This is a genomic window from Amycolatopsis sp. NBC_01488 (assembly GCF_036227105.1).
GTDB lineage: Bacteria > Actinomycetota > Actinomycetes > Mycobacteriales > Pseudonocardiaceae > Amycolatopsis.
Window position 1 is genome coordinate 3,653,400 of record NZ_CP109434.1, and the last position, 18,604, is coordinate 3,672,003.

The 18,604-nt window shown below is 66.6% G+C and carries 14 protein-coding genes and 1 pseudogene; 10 read left to right on the top strand and 5 right to left on the bottom strand.

The window, feature by feature from the left end:
* Nucleotide 1: 1 nt before the first annotated feature.
* Both OG738_RS17735 and OG738_RS17740 read right to left on the bottom strand, forming a co-directional pair.
* On the bottom strand, nt 2-2,494 hold the full coding sequence (locus tag OG738_RS17735; protein WP_329055273.1) for a polynucleotide kinase-phosphatase: 2,493 nt from the start codon (nt 2,492-2,494) through the stop codon (nt 2-4).
* Nucleotides 2,491-3,858: a 3' terminal RNA ribose 2'-O-methyltransferase Hen1 gene (locus OG738_RS17740; RefSeq protein WP_329055275.1), complete on the bottom strand. Its 1,368-nt coding sequence runs from the start codon at nt 3,856-3,858 to the stop codon at nt 2,491-2,493. Before OG738_RS17740 ends, OG738_RS17735 begins: the two co-directional genes overlap by 4 nt.
* Before the next feature lie 65 nt (nt 3,859-3,923).
* On the opposite strand from OG738_RS17740, the gene OG738_RS17745 reads away from it, so the two are divergent.
* The 5 genes from OG738_RS17745 (at nt 3,924) to OG738_RS17765 (ending at nt 10,589) form a co-directional block, all read left to right on the top strand.
* Complete coding sequence (locus OG738_RS17745; RefSeq protein WP_329055277.1) at nt 3,924-5,891, top strand: thioredoxin domain-containing protein; 1,968 nt, start codon at nt 3,924-3,926, stop codon at nt 5,889-5,891.
* Between the two features lie 86 nt (nt 5,892-5,977).
* On the top strand, nt 5,978-6,535 hold the full coding sequence (locus OG738_RS17750) for a hypothetical protein (RefSeq protein ID WP_329055279.1): 558 nt from the start codon (nt 5,978-5,980) through the stop codon (nt 6,533-6,535).
* A gap of 203 nt (nt 6,536-6,738) precedes the next feature.
* Nucleotides 6,739-8,118, top strand: a complete 1,380-nt coding sequence (locus tag OG738_RS17755) for a glycosyl hydrolase family 28 protein (RefSeq protein ID WP_329055281.1) — start codon at nt 6,739-6,741, stop codon at nt 8,116-8,118.
* 80 nt (nt 8,119-8,198) lie between these two features.
* Complete coding sequence (locus tag OG738_RS17760; RefSeq protein ID WP_329055283.1) at nt 8,199-10,088, top strand: acyl-CoA dehydrogenase family protein; 1,890 nt, start codon at nt 8,199-8,201, stop codon at nt 10,086-10,088.
* 42 nt (nt 10,089-10,130) lie between these two features.
* A complete protein-coding gene (locus tag OG738_RS17765; RefSeq protein ID WP_329055284.1) occupies nt 10,131-10,589 on the top strand; it encodes a hypothetical protein in 459 nt (152 codons plus the stop codon).
* Between the two features lie 46 nt (nt 10,590-10,635).
* On the opposite strand, the gene OG738_RS17770 is transcribed toward OG738_RS17765, so the two are convergent.
* Nucleotides 10,636-11,451, bottom strand: a complete 816-nt coding sequence (locus OG738_RS17770) for a PRC and DUF2382 domain-containing protein (protein WP_329055286.1) — start codon at nt 11,449-11,451, stop codon at nt 10,636-10,638.
* 57 nt (nt 11,452-11,508) lie between these two features.
* Here OG738_RS17770 and OG738_RS17775 point away from each other — a divergent pair, with 57 nt between their 5' ends.
* The 3 genes from OG738_RS17775 to OG738_RS17785 all read left to right on the top strand — a co-directional run bounded on the left by OG738_RS17775 (nt 11,509) and on the right by OG738_RS17785 (nt 16,436).
* The gene (locus OG738_RS17775) at nt 11,509-11,667 is read left to right on the top strand and encodes a hypothetical protein (protein WP_329055288.1); all 159 of its coding nucleotides are present in this window, start codon (nt 11,509-11,511) and stop codon (nt 11,665-11,667) included.
* A 76-nt stretch (nt 11,668-11,743) separates the two neighbouring features.
* Entirely contained in the window at nt 11,744-12,217 is a 474-nt protein-coding gene (locus tag OG738_RS17780) for a carboxymuconolactone decarboxylase family protein (RefSeq protein WP_329055290.1), read from the top strand.
* A gap of 664 nt (nt 12,218-12,881) precedes the next feature.
* Nucleotides 12,882-16,436, top strand: coding sequence for an SIR2 family protein (locus OG738_RS17785; protein ID WP_329055292.1), 3,555 nt, complete (start codon nt 12,882-12,884; stop codon nt 16,434-16,436).
* A gap of 3 nt (nt 16,437-16,439) precedes the next feature.
* Here the strand turns inward: OG738_RS17785 and OG738_RS17790 are convergent, their stop codons facing one another.
* A complete protein-coding gene (locus OG738_RS17790; protein WP_329055293.1) occupies nt 16,440-16,907 on the bottom strand; it encodes an NUDIX hydrolase in 468 nt (155 codons plus the stop codon).
* A gap of 8 nt (nt 16,908-16,915) precedes the next feature.
* Nucleotides 16,916-17,659 carry a DUF5919 domain-containing protein gene (locus tag OG738_RS17795; RefSeq protein ID WP_329055295.1) on the bottom strand — a complete coding sequence of 248 codons (744 nt, stop codon included), beginning with the start codon at nt 17,657-17,659 and terminating at the stop codon, nt 16,916-16,918.
* A gap of 235 nt (nt 17,660-17,894) precedes the next feature.
* On the opposite strand from OG738_RS17795, the gene OG738_RS17800 reads away from it, so the two are divergent.
* Together OG738_RS17800 and OG738_RS17805 are read left to right on the top strand one after the other, a co-directional pair.
* Entirely contained in the window at nt 17,895-18,119 is a 225-nt protein-coding gene (locus OG738_RS17800; RefSeq protein ID WP_329055296.1) for a hypothetical protein, read from the top strand.
* Nucleotides 18,120-18,141: 22 nt separating this feature from the next.
* Nucleotides 18,142-18,468 (top strand): annotated as a pseudogene (locus OG738_RS17805) (hypothetical protein); the annotation flags it as partial.
* Nucleotides 18,469-18,604: the final 136 nt, after the last annotated feature.

Here is an 18,604-nt window from a genome sequence, read left to right on the forward strand (position 1 = left end):
CTCAGAGCCGCGGGTCGACCGGGTCCGACTCCAGCGCGAGCACCGCGAACACGCATTCGTGCACGCGCCACAGCGGCTCGCCCCGCGCCCTGCGCTCCAGGGCCTCGAGCCCCAGCGCGTACTCGCGCAGCGCCAGCATGCGCTTGCGGTTGAGCCCGCGCTTGCGCAGCCGCTCCAGGTTCTGGGGGAGCGTGTAGTCCGGTCCGTAGATGATCCGCAGGTACTCGCGCCCGCGGACCTTCACCCCCGGCTGGACCAGCCCGCGCGGCCCCCGGGTCAGGTTCGCCGCCGGCTTGACGACCATGCCCTCGCCGCCCGCCGCCGTCAGCTCCTCCCACCACGAGACGCCCCGAGCCACTGACGCGGCGTCGAGCAGGTCCACCTCGAGCGTCCGGGTGCGCTGGAAGCGCGGGCCGGTAAGCCGGTCCAGCAGCGCGAGGTGCCACGAGTGCGGCCGCTCGTGGTACGCCGCTCCCTCGGACGCCAGCAGCTGGAACGGCGCCAGCCGCACCCCGTCCAGGCCGGTCGTCGGCCAGCAGTAGCGCCGATAGGCGGCCCGGTAGGACTCCACTGTGGACTCTCGGGTTGCCGTGCGCCGCAACAGGTCCGAGACGTCGATGCCGCGCGCGGCTGCCGTCGACAGGGCCGAGACCGCCGCGGGCAGCGCTGCCTGGGCCGCCGCGCCAACCGACGCGTACTGGTCCGTGATCAGCGAGCCCGCCTTCGCGCTCCACGGCAGCAGCTCCGCGTCGAGCAGCAACCAGCCCGTGTTCAGCTCCTCGAACAGCCCGGCCGCCGCGGTGCGCACGTCCGCCAGCAGCGAAGCGTTCTGCTCCGCCGAGAAGAACGGCCGCCCGGTCCGCGTGTACACCGCGCCGCCACCTTCGATGCCGAAGCGCTTCGAGGCGACGTCGTCGTCCCGGCACACCAGCACCACGGCCCGCGAGCCCATGTGCTTCTCCTCGCACAGCACCGACTGCACGCCGGCCGCGCGGTACTCGGCGAACGCCTCCTCCGGGTGCTCCAGGTAGTCCTCCCGGGACGACGTCGAGCACGGCGCCATCGTCGGCGGCAGGTAGGCCAGCCACCGCGGGTCGACCGCGAACCGGCTCATCACCTCCAGCGCCGCCGCCGACTGCTCCGCCGAGACGCCGACGCGGCCGTGGTGCGCGGTCTGCACGATCCGCTTCCCGGTGACGTCGCCCAGCTCCAGGACCGCCGGCTCCCGCCCGCCGAGCGGCCGCGACGCGTCGAGCGGCTTCGACGGCTCGTACCAAACGTGGTGCGCCTTCACCGAGACGACCTCGCGCTCCGGGTAGCGCAGCGCGGTCAGCTTCCCGCCGAACACGGCGCCGGTGTCGAGGCACATCGTGTTGTTGACCCACTCCGGCTCGAGCGTCGGCGTGTGCCCGTAGAGGACCATCGCGGACCCGCGGTAGTCGCGCGCCCACGGCAGCCGCACCGGCAGGCCGTATTCGTCGGTCTCGCCGGTCGTGTCGCCGTACAGCGCCATGCTCCGCACCCGCCCGGACGCGCGCCCGTGGTACCGCTCGGGCAGCCCGGCGTGCGCGACGACGAGCTTGCCGCCGTCGAGGACGTAGTGCGCGATCAGGCCGTCGCAGAACTCGTGCGCCTGACGGCGGAACTCCTCGCTCTCCGCGCCGAGCTGCTCCAGCGACTCGGCGAGCCCGTGCGCGACGTTGACCTTCCGCCCGTGCAGTGCGCGCACCAGCTTCTGCTCGTGGTTGCCGCAGACGACCAGCGCGTTCCCGGCTTCGGCCATCGCCATGACGCGCCGCAGCACACCCGGGGTGTCCGGGCCGCGGTCGACGAGGTCGCCGACGAACACCGCGGTCCGCCCGTCCGGGTGGACGCCGTCGACGTAGCCCAGCTCGGCCAGCAACTCATCGAGCTCGGCCGTGCAGCCGTGGACGTCGCCGATCACGTCGAACGGCCCGGTCAGCCCGCGCTTGTCGTTGCGCAGCGGCTCGACGACGATCTCCGCTTCGGCCACCTCGGCCTCGGACCGCAGCACGTGCACGCGCCGGAAACCCTCGCGCTCCAACGACTTCAGCGAGCGCTGCAGCTCACCGCGCTGCCGCCGGATCACGTGGTCGCCGAAGTCGCGGTCGGGCCGCGTCGCGTTGCGCGCCGCGCAGACGCTCACCGGCAGGTCGAGCACGATAGCCGTGGGTAGCACGTCGTGCTCCTTCGCGAGCTTCACCAGGCTCGCCCGCGAAGCGCGCTGGACGTTCGTCGCGTCGATGACAGTCGTCCGCCCAGCCGCGAGCCGCTTGCCCGCGACGAAGTGCAGCGCGTCGAAGGCGTCGGCCGAGGCCGACTGGTCGTTCTCGTCGTCGGCGACGAGCCCGCGGAAGAAGTCGCTCGAGAGCACCTGCGTCGGCGTGAAGTGCGTGCGTGCGAACGTCGACTTGCCGGAGCCGGAAGCGCCGACGAGCACGACGAGCGCCATGTCGGGGACGGTCAGCTTCACGCGGCCACCTCCTTTTCGGTCGTGAAGACCGCCAGCTGGGTCGGCGGTCCCGATTCCTGGTCCTCCGGTCCGATCGGCAGATACCGGACGTCGTAGCCGCGCCGGGTCGCGACGCCGTCCGCCCAGGCGCGGAACTCGGCTCGGGTCCATTCGAACCGGTGGTCGGCGTGCCGGAAATGCCCCATTGGCAGGAACTCGAACAGCCGGTTGTACTCCGCGTTCGGCGTCGTGACCAGTACCGTCCGCGGCGCCGCGACCCCGAACACGGCGTGTTCCAGCGCCGGGAGCCGTTCCTCGTCGACGTGCTCGACGACCTCCATGAGCACGGCGGCGTCGTATCCGGCCAGCGCCGGGTCGGCGTAGGTGAGCGCGGACTGCCGCAGCGTGACGCGCGAGCCGTCCTTCAGCCGCTTCTCGGCGATGTCCAACGCGCTCGCGGAGACGTCGACGCCGACGATCTCGGTGAACGACCGGTCTTTCTCCAGGACGCGCAGCAGCGCACCGCTCCCGCAGCCGAGGTCGAGCACCCGCCGCGCGCCCGCGGCCCGCAACGCGGCGAGCACACTGCCGTGGCGCTGCGTGGCCAGCGGCTCCGGCCGGTCGGGCACCTCGGTGACCAGCGCGTCGGCCTCGGCCGGGACGTCGTCCGCCTCGGCCAGCCGCGAGAGGGCGTAGGTGACGACCGGGCGGCGCCGCTCGAGGTAGCGGTTGGTGATCAGCGTCCGCTCGGGGTGCCCGGCGAGCCAGCCGTCGCCGGCGCGCAGCAGCTTGTCGGCCTCGTCCTGGCCGACCCAGTAGTGCTTGCCGCCGTCGAGCGCGGGCAGCAGGACGTAGAGGTGGCGCAGCGCGTCGGCGACGCGGTGGGTGCCGCTGAGCGTCAAGTCGACATAGCGACTGTCGCCCCACTCGGGGAACTGCGGGTCGAGCGGGATCGGCTTCGCCGAAACGCGCCAGCCGAGCGGCTCGAACAGCTTGTGCACGACCTCGGCCCCGCCGCGCGCGGACAGCGACGGCACGCGGACTTCCAGGTCGAAAAGCTCGTCGACGAGGTCGGGACGCGTGGCGCAGCGGCCCGCGAGTGCCGTCGTGAAGGCCGCCCGCAGCGCGACCGCGAGGTACGAGCCACCGGCGTAGGGCCGGTCGTTGACGTACTGCGTCAACGACGTCCCGCCCCCGCGCACGAGGTCGATCGGGTCGATCTCGGCGAACAGCGCGACGGTGCACCGATCCGGCGCCGCCTCCGGGTAGAAGACGTGCGCGATCCCGGCCGACAACGCGACCGACTGCGCTTTCTCCGGGTGCTTGTGCAGGAGAAAACCCAAGTCGGTGGCGGGGTTCCGGGTCGTCGTGATGGTCAGCAGCACCGGCCCAGTGTGGCGGAGCGGCCGCTGACCGCGCGCCCGATTTTCCCGGGTGCGACCCTGGACGCATGAACCGTCTCGCCAGTGCGACCAGCCCGTACCTGCTCCAGCACGCGGACAACCCGGTCGGCTGGTGGCCGTGGGGCCCCGACGCGCTCGCCGAGGCGCGGCGGCGGAACGTGCCCATCCTGCTCTCCGTGGGCTACGCCGCATGCCACTGGTGTCACGTCATGGCGCACGAGTCGTTCGAAGACGCCGAGACCGCCGCCGTGATGAACGAGCACTTCGTCCCGATCAAGGTCGACCGCGAGGAGCGGCCGGACATCGACGCCGTGTACATGGCCGCCACGCAGGCGATGACCGGGCAGGGCGGCTGGCCGATGACGTGCTTCCTGACCCCGGACGGCGAGCCGTTCCACTGCGGCACCTACTACCCGCCGACGCCGCGGCCGGGCATGCCGTCGTTCCGGCAGCTCCTGGCGGCCGTCGCCGAGGCGTGGCGGGAGCGCCCGGACGAGCTGGTCGACGGCGCCAAGCAGATCGTCGCGCACATCGCCGAGCAGACCGGGCCGCTGAAAGAGTCCGTTGTGGACGAAGCCGTGCTCGCCGGTGCGGTCGCGAAGCTGCGGCAGGAGGCGGACCCGGTCAACGGCGGGTTCGGCCGCGCGCCGAAGTTCCCGCCGTCGATGGTGCTGGAGTTCCTGCTGCGCCACCACGAGCGGACCGGGTCTCCGGAAGCACTGTCTCTCGTGGACCGGACCGCCGAGGCGATGGCCCGTGGCGGGCTGTACGACCAGCTCGCGGGCGGCTTCGCGCGGTACTCCGTGGACGCCGAGTGGATCGTGCCGCACTTCGAGAAGATGTTGTACGACAACGCTCTCTTGCTCAGGTTCTACGCTCACCTCTGGCGCCGCACCGGCTCGGCGACGGCGTTGCGCGTCGCCACCGGTACCGCGGAGTTCCTCGCTTCGGACCTGCGTACGCCTGAGGGTGGCTTCGCGTCTTCGCTGGACGCGGACACCGAAGGCGTCGAAGGCCTGACGTACGTCTGGACGCCGTCGCAGCTGCGTGAGGTGCTCGGCGACGGCTCCGCGGCGGAACTGTTCGGTGTCACCGAAGAGGGGACGTTCGAGGAAGGCGCGTCGACGTTGCGCCTCTTCGGCGAGCTGCCGGAGGAGATGCGCGTCAAGCTCCTGGAGGCACGCGCGAAGCGGCCGCAGCCGGGCCGCGACGACAAGGTGATCGCGTCCTGGAACGGCCTGGCGATCACGGCGCTGGCCGAAGCCGGGGTCGCGCTGGATCGTCCACAGTGGATCGGGTGGGCGGTCGGCGCGGCCGAGCTGCTGCTGCGCGTGCACGTCATCGACGGCCGGTTGCGGCGCAGCTCGCGCGACGGCGTCGTCGGGGAGTCGGCCGGGGTGCTGGAGGACTACGCGTGCGTCGCCGACGGGTTCCTGGCACTGCACCAGGCGACCGGTGAGGCGAAGTGGCTCACCGAAGCGACCCGGCTGCTCGACCTGGCTCTGACGCACTTCGCGTCCCCGGACGTCCCGGGCGCGTACTTCGACACCGCCGACGACGCCGAGACGCTGGTCCAGCGCCCGGCCGACCCCGGCGACAACGCGAGCCCGGCCGGGGCGTCGGCGCTGGCCGGCGCACTGCTGACAGCGTCCGCGCTCGCCGGCCACGAGCGCGCGTCGCGGTACCGCGAGGCCGCGGAGCAGGCGCTGCGGCGGGTCGGCGTGCTGGCCGCGCGGGTGCCGCGATTCGCCGGGCACTGGCTGTCGGTCGCCGAGGCGTTGCAGGCCGGTCCGGTGCAGGTGGCGGTGGTCGGCGCGGATCCGGCGTTGCGCCTGGCCGCGGCGCGGGGCGTGCACGGCGGCGGCATCGTGCTGGCCGGCGAGCCGGATGCGCCGGGCGTCCCGCTGCTGGCGGACCGGCCGCTGGTCGGCGGTGCCGCGGCGGCGTACGTCTGCCGCGGGTACGTCTGCGACCGGCCGGTGACGACGGCCGAGGCGCTGGCCGCCCAGCTCTGATCGCCCTGGGTGAACGCCGTGCTCAGCCGCTCGATTTCCGCGTAGCGTGAGTAGCGTTGTAATCATGTAATCGCGGAGGTGGAGTCATGGGACGAGGCTGGAAGGGCGGCCGCGGCTGGCAGCAGGCCGAGGTGCCCTCGGCGGACGACGCGGCGGCCTGGTTCGGCGGGCGCCTGCCCGACGGCTGGTTCACCGGCGCGCCGGAGATCACGGTCGACCGCGAGGAGATCATCGTGGTCGGCGAGCTGCCCGCGTTGACCGAGGAGTACGCCGACGACGCGGCCCGCGCGGCCGCCGAAGAGGGCCGGATCAGCCGCTACCGCGAGGAGACGCGCGACGAGCGCATCGAGATCGCGCGTCAGGCGGAGCACCGCTACCAGCGCAAGGTGGCGTGGGGCGCGAAGCTGGGGAGCACGACCGCGCTGTTCACGACGCATTCGGCCCCGGTGATGACCCGGCTGCGCCAGCCGGAGCGCCTGATCCTGGACACGCTGGTGGACGCGGGCGTGGCCCGCTCCCGCTCGGACGCGCTGGCGTGGGCCGTGCGCCTGGTGGGCCAGCACGCGGACACGTGGCTGGGCGAGCTGCGGGAAGCGATGAGCAAGGTCGACGACCTGCGCTCGAAGGGCCCCGACCTGGCCTGAGCGACTCCGCCGCGGCCGGTCGTGAGTGAGAAACAGGGCCAGAACGCTGTTTCTCACTCACGACGGTCTTGGCCCGCGCCGGTCGTACCCGAGTTCTCAGGTCTGGACCTGGAGCCGCGTTCACGCCTAGAGTGCGTCGTGCCCACGGTCCACACCGGGGGTTCCGCCGTCGCACAGGGTCTTTCACGTGAAGGAACGCGCCCATGGACGGCAGGTTCACCCGGCGGCAGCTCATCAAAGGCGGGCTCGCGGTGGCGGCGGTGCCGCTGCTGCCCGGCATCGCCTCGGCGGCGCCGCGCTCGTACCGCGTCGACGTCCCGCCGCTCCCGTGGCCGGCGGCGAACGACATCGTCGCGAACACCACGATCCCCACCTTCCCCGACCGGAGCTTCCCGATCACCGGCTACGGAGCGAAGAACGACGGCAAGACCGACAACACCGCGGCGATCAAGAAGGCGATCGACGCGTGCGCCGCGGCCGGCGGCGGCCACGTGGTCGTTCCCGCGGGCAGCTTCCTCACCGGCGCCGTCTACCTCAAGAGCAACGTCGACCTGCACCTGGAAAAGGGCGCGGTGCTCAAGTTCAGCGGGGACGCGTCGAAGTTCCCGAACGTCCTGACGCGCTACGAAGGCATCGAGTGCATCAACCACTCGCCGATGATCTACGCGTACCGGGAGAAGAACATCGCCCTCACCGGCAGCGGCACGCTCGACGCGGCGGCGACGTCGTCGTGGAACAAGGGCAGCGACCGCGCGTACCTGGACACGCTGGTGGCCAAGGGAACCCCGCCGGAGAAACGCGTCGTCCCCGGCTCCGGGCACACGATGCGCTCGACGTTCGTCGAGCCGTACGCCTGCGAGAACGTGCTGATCCAGGGCGTCACGCTGAAGAACTCGATGTTCTGGCAGCTGCACCCGACGTTGTGCCGCAACGTCACGGTCGACGGCGTCAGCACCGATCCCAGCACCGCGCACTCCAACACCGACGGCTGCGACCCCGAGTCGTGTGACCACGTCGTCATCGCGAACTGCAGCCTGGGCGCGGACGACGACAACATCGCGATCAAGTCCGGCCGGGACGCCGACGGGCGCCGCGTGAACGTCCCGTGCCAGAACCTGGTCGTCGTGAACTGCGTGATGAACGGCAACTGGGGCGCGATCACCTGCGGCAGCGAGCAGACCGGCGGCATCCGCAACGTCTACGCGTACAAGCTGACCGTGAAGGGTGACACGAAGTTCGCGCTGTACGTCAAGTCGAACACGTTGCGTGGCGGGTTCTCGGAGAACATCAACCTCGACAGTGTGGCCGGCACCTTCGCGCGGAACTTCGCGTACGTGACGTCCACGTACAACAGCCAGACCGGAAGCTACGTCCCGTCGTTCGGGCCGTTCACCATCAGCAACTGCTCGAGCACGAAGGTCGCGGGCAAGACCTTCGACGTCAGCGGGCTTTCCGGCGCCCACGTGCACGGGCTGACCGTGGTGAACTCCACGTTTGCGGGCGTGTCCGACACCTCGAACACGCTGAAGTACGTGGACAACGCCAAGTTCACGAACGTGACGGTGAACGGCAAGCCGATCTGAACCTGCGGGATCGGCGCGGCTGCGGCAGGCTTACTACCAACGAGTAGGAAGCCTGCCGCAAGTCCTTTCCGGAGGTAGTCGTGGACGTCCCCGAAGTGCCCTCGAAGGTGGATCCGGACGCGCTGACCACCGTCCTCGACGGCCGCTGGGCCGAGCTGCGCCGCGGCGTGCGCGCCGAGATGAGCGACGCCGAGTTCCGCGACCCGGTGGACCTCGGCATCGAGGCGCACCGCGCCCAGGTGCTCGACCAGCTGTGCGCGCTCGCCGAGACCGACCGTCCCGGCCTGGGCTTCGACCCGGCGTACGGCGGCGGGGGCGACGTCGGTGGCTCGGTGACGTCGTTCGAGCTGCTCGGCTACGGCGACCTGTCGCTGATGGTGAAGGCCGGTGTCCAATGGGGACTGTTCGGCGGCGCCGTCCAGCTGCTGGGCACCGAGCGCCACCACGCGGCGCACCTGCGCGCGATCATGAACCTGGACCTGCTCGGCTGCTTCGCGATGACCGAGCACGGCCACGGATCCGACGTCCAGCACCTGCGCACCACGGCGACCTTCGTGGACGGCGGGTTCGTCGTGCACACCCCGGATGCCATGGCCACCAAGGAGTACATCGGCAACGCGGCCCGCGACGGCCGGATGGCGGTGGTGTTCGCGCAGCTCGTCACCGGCGGCGAATCGCGCGGCGTGCACGCTTTCCTGGTGCCGATCCGGGACGACTCCGGTGCGCCGCTGCCGGGAGTGTCCATTGAGGACTGCGGCCCGAAGGCGGGCCTGAACGGTGTCGACAACGGACGGTTGAGCTTCGACGACGTCCGGATCCCGCGCGAGGCCCTGCTGAACCGCTTCGGGGACGTTTCCGAAGACGGGACGTACTCGAGCCCGATCGAGAGCGACAGCCGCCGGTTCTTCACCATGCTCGGCACGCTGATCCGCGGCCGGGTCAGCGTCGGCGGAAGCGCGGGGAGCGCGACGAAGCGCGCGCTGGCCCTGGCGATCCGCTACGGCGAGCAGCGCCGTCAGTTCATGACGCCGGACGGCGAAGAGGTCGTCATCCTCGACTACCTCGGGCACCAGCGGAAGCTGCTGCCGGCGCTGGCGAAGACGTACGCGCTGCACTTCGCGCAGGAAGAGCTGGTGTCGAAGCTGCACGACATCGACTCGTCGGCGCCGGAAGAGGAGCAGCGTGAGCTGGAGTCGCGCGCGGCCGGGCTGAAGGCGCTGAACACGTGGCACGCGACAGCGACGATCCAGGCGGCGCGCGAGGCGTGCGGCGGCTCGGGGTACCTGGCGGAGAACATCCTGCCGGGCCTGAAGGCCGACACCGACGTCTTCACGACGTTCGAAGGCGACAACACCGTGCTGCTGCAGCTGGTCGCCAAGGGCCTGCTGACCAGCTACAAGCAGGACTTCGAGGACCTCTCGCCGCTGGCCACGGCCCGGTTCTTCACCGACCAGGTGGTGAGCGCGATCCTGGAGCGGACGTCCGTGCGCAAGGCACTCGAGTCGCTCACCGAGGGGTCCGACGCGGACGTCTTCTTCCGCCGCGAGTGGCAGCTGAGGCTGTTCGAAGACCGCGAAGAGCACGTCGTCGAGGGCGTGGCGAAGCGCCTGCGCAAGGCGGCGTCGGACCCGTTCGGGGTGTTCAATTCGGCCCAGGACCACGTGTTGCGCGCGGGCCGCGTCCACGTGGAGCGGCTGGTGCTGGAGGCGTTCGCGGCGGCCATCGAGCGGTGCGAGGACCCGGACGCCCGCACGCTGCTCGACCGCGTCTGCGACCTCTACGCGCTGTCGGCGATCGAAGAGGACCTGGCGTGGTTCCTCGGCCACGGGCGTCTGACGGCGTCGCGCGGGAAGGCCGTCACGGCGGCGGTGAACAGCCTGTGCGCCAAGCTGCGCCCGCACGCGCGGGCGCTGGTGGACGCGTTCGCCATCCCGGAGCAGTTCCTGGCGGCGCCGATGCTGCGGGCCTGATCTACGCTTGCGCGTCAGCTCCCGCTCCCCCGAAGGACCACCATGGGCTCACGCCGTGACAGACGCGTGCTCGAACTCGCCGCGCCGATGATGCAACCGGGCGAAACGCCCGAAGTGATCTCGATGGCCAAGGTCGGCTCGGTCCGCCAGGTCTTCGGGGAAAGCGTCGCCCTCGGGCTGGCCACGGCCGTCCTCAGCGGCGGCACGATGTTCTCGATCACCGCCCAGCGCGAGCTGTACCTGCTGCTGACCGACCGTCAGCTGATGTTCTTCGAAGCGGACCCCTCGACGGGCGGCCCACGCAAGGCCCTGCTCGGCGTGCCGCGCGGGCAGGTGGCGATCACCGAGCCGACCGGCGGCTTCCTGGTGAAGTTCGAGCTGCACGTCCACGGCTGGGACCGCGCGCTGACGCTGTCGATGCCGCCGATCCCGCCGTCGATGCGGAAGAAGGGCCTGCGGCTGCTGGCGGGGCTGCCGCGCCTGCAGGCCGCTCCCGCCTGAACCCGGGGGCGGCCGGGGTCGGGGCCCGGCCGCCCGCTCCGGGCGGTCAGGACTTGCGGCGCTTGCCGTCGTCGTCGGTGACCTCGAACTGCTCCTTGCGGACCTTGCCGGAGACGGTCTGCTCGTCGGCGACCGTCTCGGTCCGCAGGCGCGCCCGCTCGACCGGCACGGTTTCCTTGCGCACCACGGGCTTCTCCGCGTGGAGGACGACGTCCTGCTCGGCCTCGCCGATCTCGGCCTGGCCGCGGCCGTCCTTGATCGGCTCCCGCTCGACGCGCACTTCCTCGTGCCGCACCGGAACGGTGACCTGCTGCTCTTCGGTGACGACGTACTTGCGCAGCCGCACGTGCCCGGTCTCGACCTGCTCGGTGCCGACGTTCAGCCGTTCCTCCGACCGCGTCATGCTGTCCTTTTCGGACTTCCCGCGCCGCGCACTGTCCATTCCGGACCGACCGCGGTCGCCGCCCATGGCCGGGTCGCGGCCCTGCGTCCGATCACCCGTCCGGCCGGCCATCCGCTCGTCCATCCGCCCGTCCGGCGAGGTCCGCGGCATGGGCAGGCCGTAGTGCTGGTAGAGCTGGGCGCTTTCCTCGGGGGAGAGGTGCCCGTCGGCGTCGATGCGAGGCGCGTCGGAGACGGCGTCCTTGTCGACCCGGACGTGCACGCCGTCCTTGTCGGTGTGCGCACCGGAGAGCGGGACGAAGCTCTCCTTGGTGCCGAACAGGCCGGTCTTGACGGTGATCCACTCCGGCTGGTGCGTCGCGTCGGCGAGGTAGACGTTGCCGACCTTCCCGAGCTTGTTGCCGGCCGGGTCGACCACGGCACTGTCGATGAGCTCCTGGGGCTGCATGGTCTTGGCCATCGCGGTGCTGCTCCTTTCGCGCGTCGGTGTCTTCAGGAGCCACCGTGGGCCGCGCTGATGATCACGGCAACCGTCGTGGTGCTCCGGTGGGTGACCCCGGAAAGTGGTGGTTTGAAGCGCCGTCCGCTGGCGAGATCACCCGGGTTCCCGCAGGTCGCGCCGGGTGCGTTCGCCGTGATCGGCGGCGTGGGGGATGGCGCGAAGGTGTACATGTGACCGGCGCCACGTCCCGGGCTGTCACACCGGCTCGGCGCACGTCGTCAAGGCAGTGACACCGACGAAGGGAACGGTCATGGAACCGCGGTTGAACATGTTCGAGAACGAGGTCGCCGGCAAGTTCGTCAAGCGCCTGATCGCGGCGGCCCGCCCGGTGGAGGAGACGAGCCTCCCGATGGCGACGCAGGAACTGGTGAAGATCCGCGCGAGCCAGATCAACGGCTGCGGAATGTGTCTCGACATGCACACGAAGGACGCGGCGGCGGCCGGCGAGACGGCGGTCCGCCTGGCAATGGTGGCGGCGTGGCGCGAAGCGGTGGTGTTCACCGAAGCGGAGCGCGCGGCCCTGGCCCTGGCGGAGGAGGGAACCCGCCTGGCGGACGCCCACGAAGGCGTTTCGGACGAGACGTGGGCCCAGGTCCGCAAGCACTACGACGACGAGCAGATCGGCGCACTGATCTGCCTGGTGGCGATGATCAACGCCTGGAACCGCCTGAACGTGATCACCCGCACCCCGGCGGGCGAGTACCAGCCGGGCATGTTCGGCTGAGCAGCTTCGCTGGGGACTTCCAGGGGGAGGTCCCCAGCGGCGGCCTACGCGTACATGGCCAGCCAGATCGCGACGATCTGCTCCGGGGGTCTGCTTCACCTCGGCGTCCCTGCCTTTTAGGTGCGCTGAGCTGCGGTTTTGTCTGCCATCAGTTCTCACGGGTGGTGGCCTGTTCCTGACCTCTGACGGCCTGGAGGCGGCCTGGCGACCGACGCCACACCCCGCCCTGCATCCCGATACGAAGCCTCCACGCGGCCGGTGGTGCCGGGTCAAGACACGCTTCACCGTCTTGACGCGGTGCTACCGGCCGTTGTCACGATCAGGCGTCGGGATGGAGGTCTCCTACGACGGTGCGTAACAGAGATCGAGTCACGAACGACCCGAATGTCACCACCGCTCGTAGCTCGTCGAGGAGGCCGGGATGGCTGAGGGTGACTCGCGTGCCGCCGCCGCGCGGCGCTGCGCCGGGTGACCCGCTGGCGGCCGCACCGCCCGGCCGGCGGACGAAGCGGAGCGGCAGCCCGCCGTGTCGGAAGCGGATGCGGCCGCCAAGGCGAGGGGCTACGTAGGCGACAGGCGCGCCGCCTGAGGCGGCGCGCCCTTGATCCCATAGAGCTGAATTCGGCAACAGTATTGTTCTCGACCTCTAGGTGAAGACAACGATATGGCAGACTCTCCACTTGAGTGGCTGACAGATGATGTGCCACTTCCTCGGCGGCTTATGCAAGCACTCGAAGAAGATCGTCTGGTCTTCTTTGCTGGTGCCGGGGTTTCTATTCCTCCGCCCTCTTCGTTGCCTAGCTTCATCGGTTTGGCTAGAACAATCGCCGATCAGATTGGATATCAAACGCCTCTCGGTGATGATCAGCGAATTGACGAGTATCTCGGTATTCTCGAAGAGGCTGGCGGTCAAGTCCACCTTCGAACTCAAGCGCTTCTACTGCGGCCCGATGCCGAAGACAATGTCTTGCATCAAGGTATTGCGACGCTAGCGAACTCGGTTACGTCGCGTATTGTCACGACAAACTATGACCAGCACTTTGAGGGAGCATTCACGCGAATGAGCGTTCCCGTCTCGACTTATGCTGGCCCCGCGCTCCCCCTCGGAGATTCATTCGAGGGGATCGTGCACTTGCATGGCGTCGTGCCCATGTCGTCAAATCAATCTATAGTTCTTACTGATCGCGACTTTGGAAAAGCCTATATAACCTTAGGCTGGGCGGCAAGCTTCCTGGTTAGGATGTTCGAAAAATATACGGTTCTGTTTGTCGGGTATAGCGGCGACGACACTGTAATGAGGTATCTTACACGTGCGCTGCCTCCAAAAACTGAGGCGTACGCCTTCGCTGAAGTTGGCAAAGAAGAGGGTTGGCGGCGTTTGGGCATCACGCCCGTGACTTACCCGCCAGTGGATAACCATCGTGCTCTGCCGGAGGCGATTAATGCCTGGGTGAAACGGGCAACCGCGATGCCGTTGGAGAAACAGCGGCGAGTCAGCTCTATCGCTGCGAGGACGCCTCCTCTGGGGCCGATAGATAGCACTTATATTGACTGGGCGCTTTCCAGGCCGGAAACCCTGCGCTATTTTCTAGATGCAGCAAAACCGCATGTCTGGGTTAACTGGTTGTCAGATAATGGATACCTGACCAGTGTCCTGTCAAGTCGTGAGCCGGATGACTGTGCTCAATTGTGGTCATCATGGCTTGCTGAAATGATGAAGACTGAGCATGCTGGAGATTTGCTCGTCCTATTGCAGAAAAGCGAAGTAGCGTCAGGATCGCTGATATGGTGGGACGTCTGGCGAAGTCTTGCAAGTTCTTATTCGGACGTGCCTAACGCGCGTCAGTATTTGCTCATGCTTATTTCGACTGCTGGCGACGAGTATGCGGAGCGACTGTCATCAATGTTGCCTGAGCTTGTTGAAGCGGACCGATTTGCAGGCTTGCACGCATTTGAGTTTCTTCTTCAGGTAAAAAGTGTCGTTTCCAAAGGGTATTCATTCCTTGTCGAAGGCTGGCCTGTTCAGTTGAATGTCAGCGTTCTTGGTGAGACGTACTGGCTACGGCAAGCTTGGGAGATACTGCGGGCGAGCTTGGAAGACGATGCGGAAAGGCTTATTAGCTGCACATTATTCCAAATCGTATCGGCGGTAAATGCTCACCGCCTATTCGATGGGGTGGATGGTCGAGATGCGATATCGCGTCACCGGCAGGTCGTCGGTGTCAATGTCGATGATGACCAATTCGCTGACAGTGGCGGTATTGATATATTGATCGACGTTGCGCGCGATGCACTTCGTGCGAAAGTTGAAGCTGGACCTTCCAAGACGTTGCACTATCTAGATGAGTTGCTTGGTCATGACTATGACATAGTGCGTAGGCTTGCTGTAGATGCTCTCGGTTACGGTGAGGCCTATCAGTCTGATAAGGCTATTGGTCTGATTCTGAAGCATCGACTGCTTTTTGATCATGAGTTAAAGCCCGAGATTTTCGCGCTTCTCAAGGCCAAGTATGGAAGCGCGAGTCCTGCCGTGAGGCAACGGGTTATTCGAAAGGCCCTGACGGGCCGCGTGGGCTACGATAGGCCGAGCAGTAATCGTTATGTCAGATTCAACTTGTTGTATTGGCTCACTACATGCGCACCGGACGACCGCACCACAAAGATTTCGTTTGAAAAGATTCAAGAGCAGAATCCTACCTTCCTGCCGCGCGAACATCCGAACCTGCACTCATGGATTACTGCAGGTGCCTGGGCGCGAGATGACTTTCAAGCTACAGGTGTTCTTCGGGGTCGAGACTCGTCGGATGCTGTGGATTCCTTTCCTGCTGAATCTGCAAACAGTGTGTCAGGTGACATCGCTGTCATTAATTGGACGAAGGAAGTGCTTTTAGCTTGCGCTGACCGGCCCTTGGGGTTCGTTGTGGAGGTCTTAATCGAACTTTGTCGACGTGAAATCTGGAATATTGATGCTTGGTCTTCTTTGTTGAACTTGCTGGCTGATCGAGAAGGTCTCGAAATCTCGACTGAAGTTCTCGAGTTAGTTTTGCGGAACCCCAACTCTCCAAAGCTTTCCACTCAGGTTCGGAGGATGCAGGAAAAGTATTGGTCGAGTCTGCAAGAGAATTCATCGACGGATGACGAGCTTAGACGTCAACTGCAGATGATATTCTCGCTTTGGGAGGAGGCTTCGGACAATGATCCGCCGCGCGACGCCAGTCTTGGTCCAACGCTTGACTGGGCAATTAATGAGCCTCGGGGTGACCTGACTCTAACTTACCTGAATGGACTTATAAAGCTCGTAAATCGACTAGTTGAAGCTAACGTTGATGCAATACAGAAGTCTGCGCTGGAGGAGATGATAAAAACTTCCAGTTTGGTCGGTGATCCAAGTGCAGTGATTCTAGGTGGGCAGCCATCTTGGTTGCTCGCCATGGAGCGCGACTGGTGTGTGTCACATCTTGTGCCACGCTTCGATTGGTCTCGCTCGGGCGAATACAGTGCTGCGAAGTTCTGGGAAGGGTTTCTGCATTGGGGACGGTGGACTCCGGACTTGGCTGATTTGCTAGCGGGAATTATGCGGGTTTCGCTGCCGCAGATTAGGAGGAATTTGCCTAAGTCCGTTCATGCATTTATCCGACATCATGCAGCGTTGTTTATGTTCTTTCCGAATGATGTTACCGACGTTCACTGGCCAGATGCGCTGATTAATGCAGCGCATTCGAGGGAGTTGACTCAGTGGAATGAGGCTTTGGTTCGACTGCTTGAGTCTGATGATGAACCACGTCAAGTGGAGGTTTGGAGTAAGTTTTCTGGGTATTGGCGTCGAAGGATAGACGGGCTTCCGAAGCCCCTCAAGGCTGACGAAGTTTCGATCCTCGCTAAGTGTCTTTTCGCTAAGGGTGTGAAGGTGGCAGAAGTTGCCGACCTGCTCATGGATAGTCCGCTGTGTGCGCCATCGAGGTCGGGGCATACGCGCCATAAGATTTTTGAAGCTCTGCCGGTCGATGCTGATCCTGCCAGTTCGGCGACAATAATCGCACGTCTGCTAAGAGCGGAGACGCATGCTGGCTACAACGATACGTCTCTTATTGCAATCGCGCGTCGACTTCACGAACTCAAGGCTCCGGATGCTTCGAAGGTTGTTCAAGAGTTGATCCGGTTGGGAGTTTTTGGGGCTGTGGAGTTGGCGGCGGAGATTGAGAACGGTGAATCCGACTGAGGACTAACTGAAGAATACGGGTTGTTCTTCAAGTCCGTGTGCAATCCGTAGTCTAATCGTTGAGTGTATCTTCAGTTCACTGACCGAATCGACCCGTGTCCATAAGGCTTCTTTGCTTTCGCTGCTTGTTTGAAGCTTCCCTCCGGTCGGCTTTGCGCGAAAGCAGATTGAGAACTCCTGCCGGACTTCGCCGTCGTCGTAGGCGATGACGTGCTTGGGGTCTGAGTACAGGCCGATGACCTCTGTGACCTCACATTCGATGCCGGTCTCCTCTCGGACCTCCCGGACCGCCGCTTCGGCCAGGGTTTCGCCGAGTTCCAGTTGTCCGCCGGGAATGGAGTACAGGTCGTTGTCGGTGCGCCTGATCATCAAGATCCGGCCTTCGTCGTCCTGGATGAACGCTGACACTGCTACCGCGATGCTGTTCGCTTTGGGTGCGTTCGGGTCGTTGTAGTAGTCGACTCGGGTCATGCTGCCTCCTAGAAAGTGGCCGGCTTGGCGAGGTTCCAGACTGACTCGAAGCTTTCCGAGTACGTCTCGAAGAGGTCTCCGGCGGACAGTCTCCGCAGGTGAAGGGACGGGGCGTGGGCTCCCTGAAACCCGTACACGTGCGTGTTGATGATCATCTCGTCGTCGAACCGGAAGATCGAGTTGTAGAGCGTCGTGTTGTGGAACCGCATCTCCACGCCGTCGACGCCGACCAACGGCCGGTAGGACGCCAGCGCGTTGCGGATGCGCGCTGCAAGCGTCCCGTCGCCCAGCTGCTCTTCCTCGCCGCGCAGAGCGACGCTCTCCCCCTCGGGGTCTCCGAACACCAGCCGAATTTGAGCGCCGGCCGCTGCCTTGGCCGTCAGGTCCTTAATGAACCGCGGGCGTTCCACCAGGAACAACGCCGCGTGGACCAGGATCTCGACGGTCTCCGCTGCTTCCTTGATCAGCCTGTCCCACAACTCGACGGGAACGGCGTTGCGATGCGGGAAGACCTGCACGATCTCGGCGGCGGCGGTCTCGGCCTTGCGCTCCGGAGCCACCGAGTCCGGCCACAGGTAGGTCTCTGACTCGCGTGCCATGGCGGCGATCTTGTGCCGGTGCTTGGGGTAGGGCGTCCGGTTTTTGGTGATCCAGCGCTCGACGGTCTTCTGATCGACGCCGACCGCCTTGGCGACCTGCTCCAACGTCAGACCGTTGCGCAGCAGCGCGTCACGCAGGCGTTCGTTCGGCATCGGCACCCTCGGGACGTGTAGGGACGTCTTCGACGGTACCAGGGACGTCCCGAGATGTCCTGCCACGTGGTGATCACGTCCCGCGTCTTGGCGGAGATTGGGTGTCAGGTTGCCGGGGCAGGCCCGGTGCCAGGACACCGAGGAGGTAGGCGCGACCATTGCAACCGCCGTTCGGCCGGCTGGCTCGGACAAGTGGGCGGTACCTCGCCGACGTGTGGCGTAGGCGCGGCGTGGCATGCGCGACACGGTTCAGGTCCACGTCACGGCTGGTCTGCCGATCCGTGCCAGGGCGCTGACGTACGCAAACCGCGCGGAAGTCCGGTTCGGCAAGGCGTTCCCGGTGGTCCTGCTCGTGGACTCGGACGCCATCGCCGTACTGCGCAGGGAACTGGACAAGGCGAGCGCGGCATTGGACGCCGCAGCGGCACGAGGCGGAGAGCCGCCAGAAGCTACCAACTAGCAGACGACACAAGGGATTTAGCATGGCTATCGACAAGGGACACCGGTTCGGCATCGACTTCGACGACGCGTTCACTCAGGGCTCGTCATGGTGGGCGAAGTGTCGCCCGACAACGAGTACCAGTCCCGTGAGGACCGGGCGGCGAATTCGTCCGGTGCGGCAGTGGGTGGACGAGGTGACCGGTAAGCGGCAGTGGAAGGTCATAGTCACCGACCCGGCCGAGACGCGGGCGAAGCGGGCGTCGTTCGAGATCACGCTGCCGGTGCCGACCACCTCAGAGGCGCTGCCCGGGATGCGACAGATCGAGCTGGAAGGGCTCACGGCGGAACCGCGCGTGGCGGGGCAGGGCGGTGGGGCCGGTGAGACGCCGAAGGCCGCGTGACAGCGATGAGCTTCCGCGAGCAGGTCGAGGCGTGGGAGCGGGCGTATCGGGACTACATGGCCGCGTGGGAGCACGGCCGTGCGGTGCTGTCGCCGATGAGTGC

Excerpts from the sequence above, each read along its gene's own strand:
- OG738_RS17745 (WP_329055277.1), top strand. The coding sequence starts at position 3,924 with ATGAACCGTCTCGCCAGTGCGACCAGCCCGTACCTGCTCCAGCACGCG.
- OG738_RS17750 (WP_329055279.1), top strand. The coding sequence starts at position 5,978 with ATGGGACGAGGCTGGAAGGGCGGCCGCGGCTGGCAGCAGGCCGAGGTG.
- OG738_RS17755 (WP_329055281.1), top strand. The coding sequence starts at position 6,739 with ATGGACGGCAGGTTCACCCGGCGGCAGCTCATCAAAGGCGGGCTCGCG.
- OG738_RS17765 (WP_329055284.1), top strand. The coding sequence starts at position 10,131 with ATGGGCTCACGCCGTGACAGACGCGTGCTCGAACTCGCCGCGCCGATG.
- OG738_RS17770 (WP_329055286.1), bottom strand. The coding sequence starts at position 11,451 with ATGGCCAAGACCATGCAGCCCCAGGAGCTCATCGACAGTGCCGTGGTC.
- OG738_RS17775 (WP_329055288.1), top strand. The coding sequence starts at position 11,509 with ATGATCACGGCAACCGTCGTGGTGCTCCGGTGGGTGACCCCGGAAAGT.
- OG738_RS17780 (WP_329055290.1), top strand. The coding sequence starts at position 11,744 with ATGGAACCGCGGTTGAACATGTTCGAGAACGAGGTCGCCGGCAAGTTC.
- OG738_RS17785 (WP_329055292.1), top strand. The coding sequence starts at position 12,882 with ATGGCAGACTCTCCACTTGAGTGGCTGACAGATGATGTGCCACTTCCT.
- OG738_RS17790 (WP_329055293.1), bottom strand. The coding sequence starts at position 16,907 with ATGACCCGAGTCGACTACTACAACGACCCGAACGCACCCAAAGCGAAC.
- OG738_RS17795 (WP_329055295.1), bottom strand. The coding sequence starts at position 17,659 with ATGCCGAACGAACGCCTGCGTGACGCGCTGCTGCGCAACGGTCTGACG.
- OG738_RS17800 (WP_329055296.1), top strand. The coding sequence starts at position 17,895 with ATGCGCGACACGGTTCAGGTCCACGTCACGGCTGGTCTGCCGATCCGT.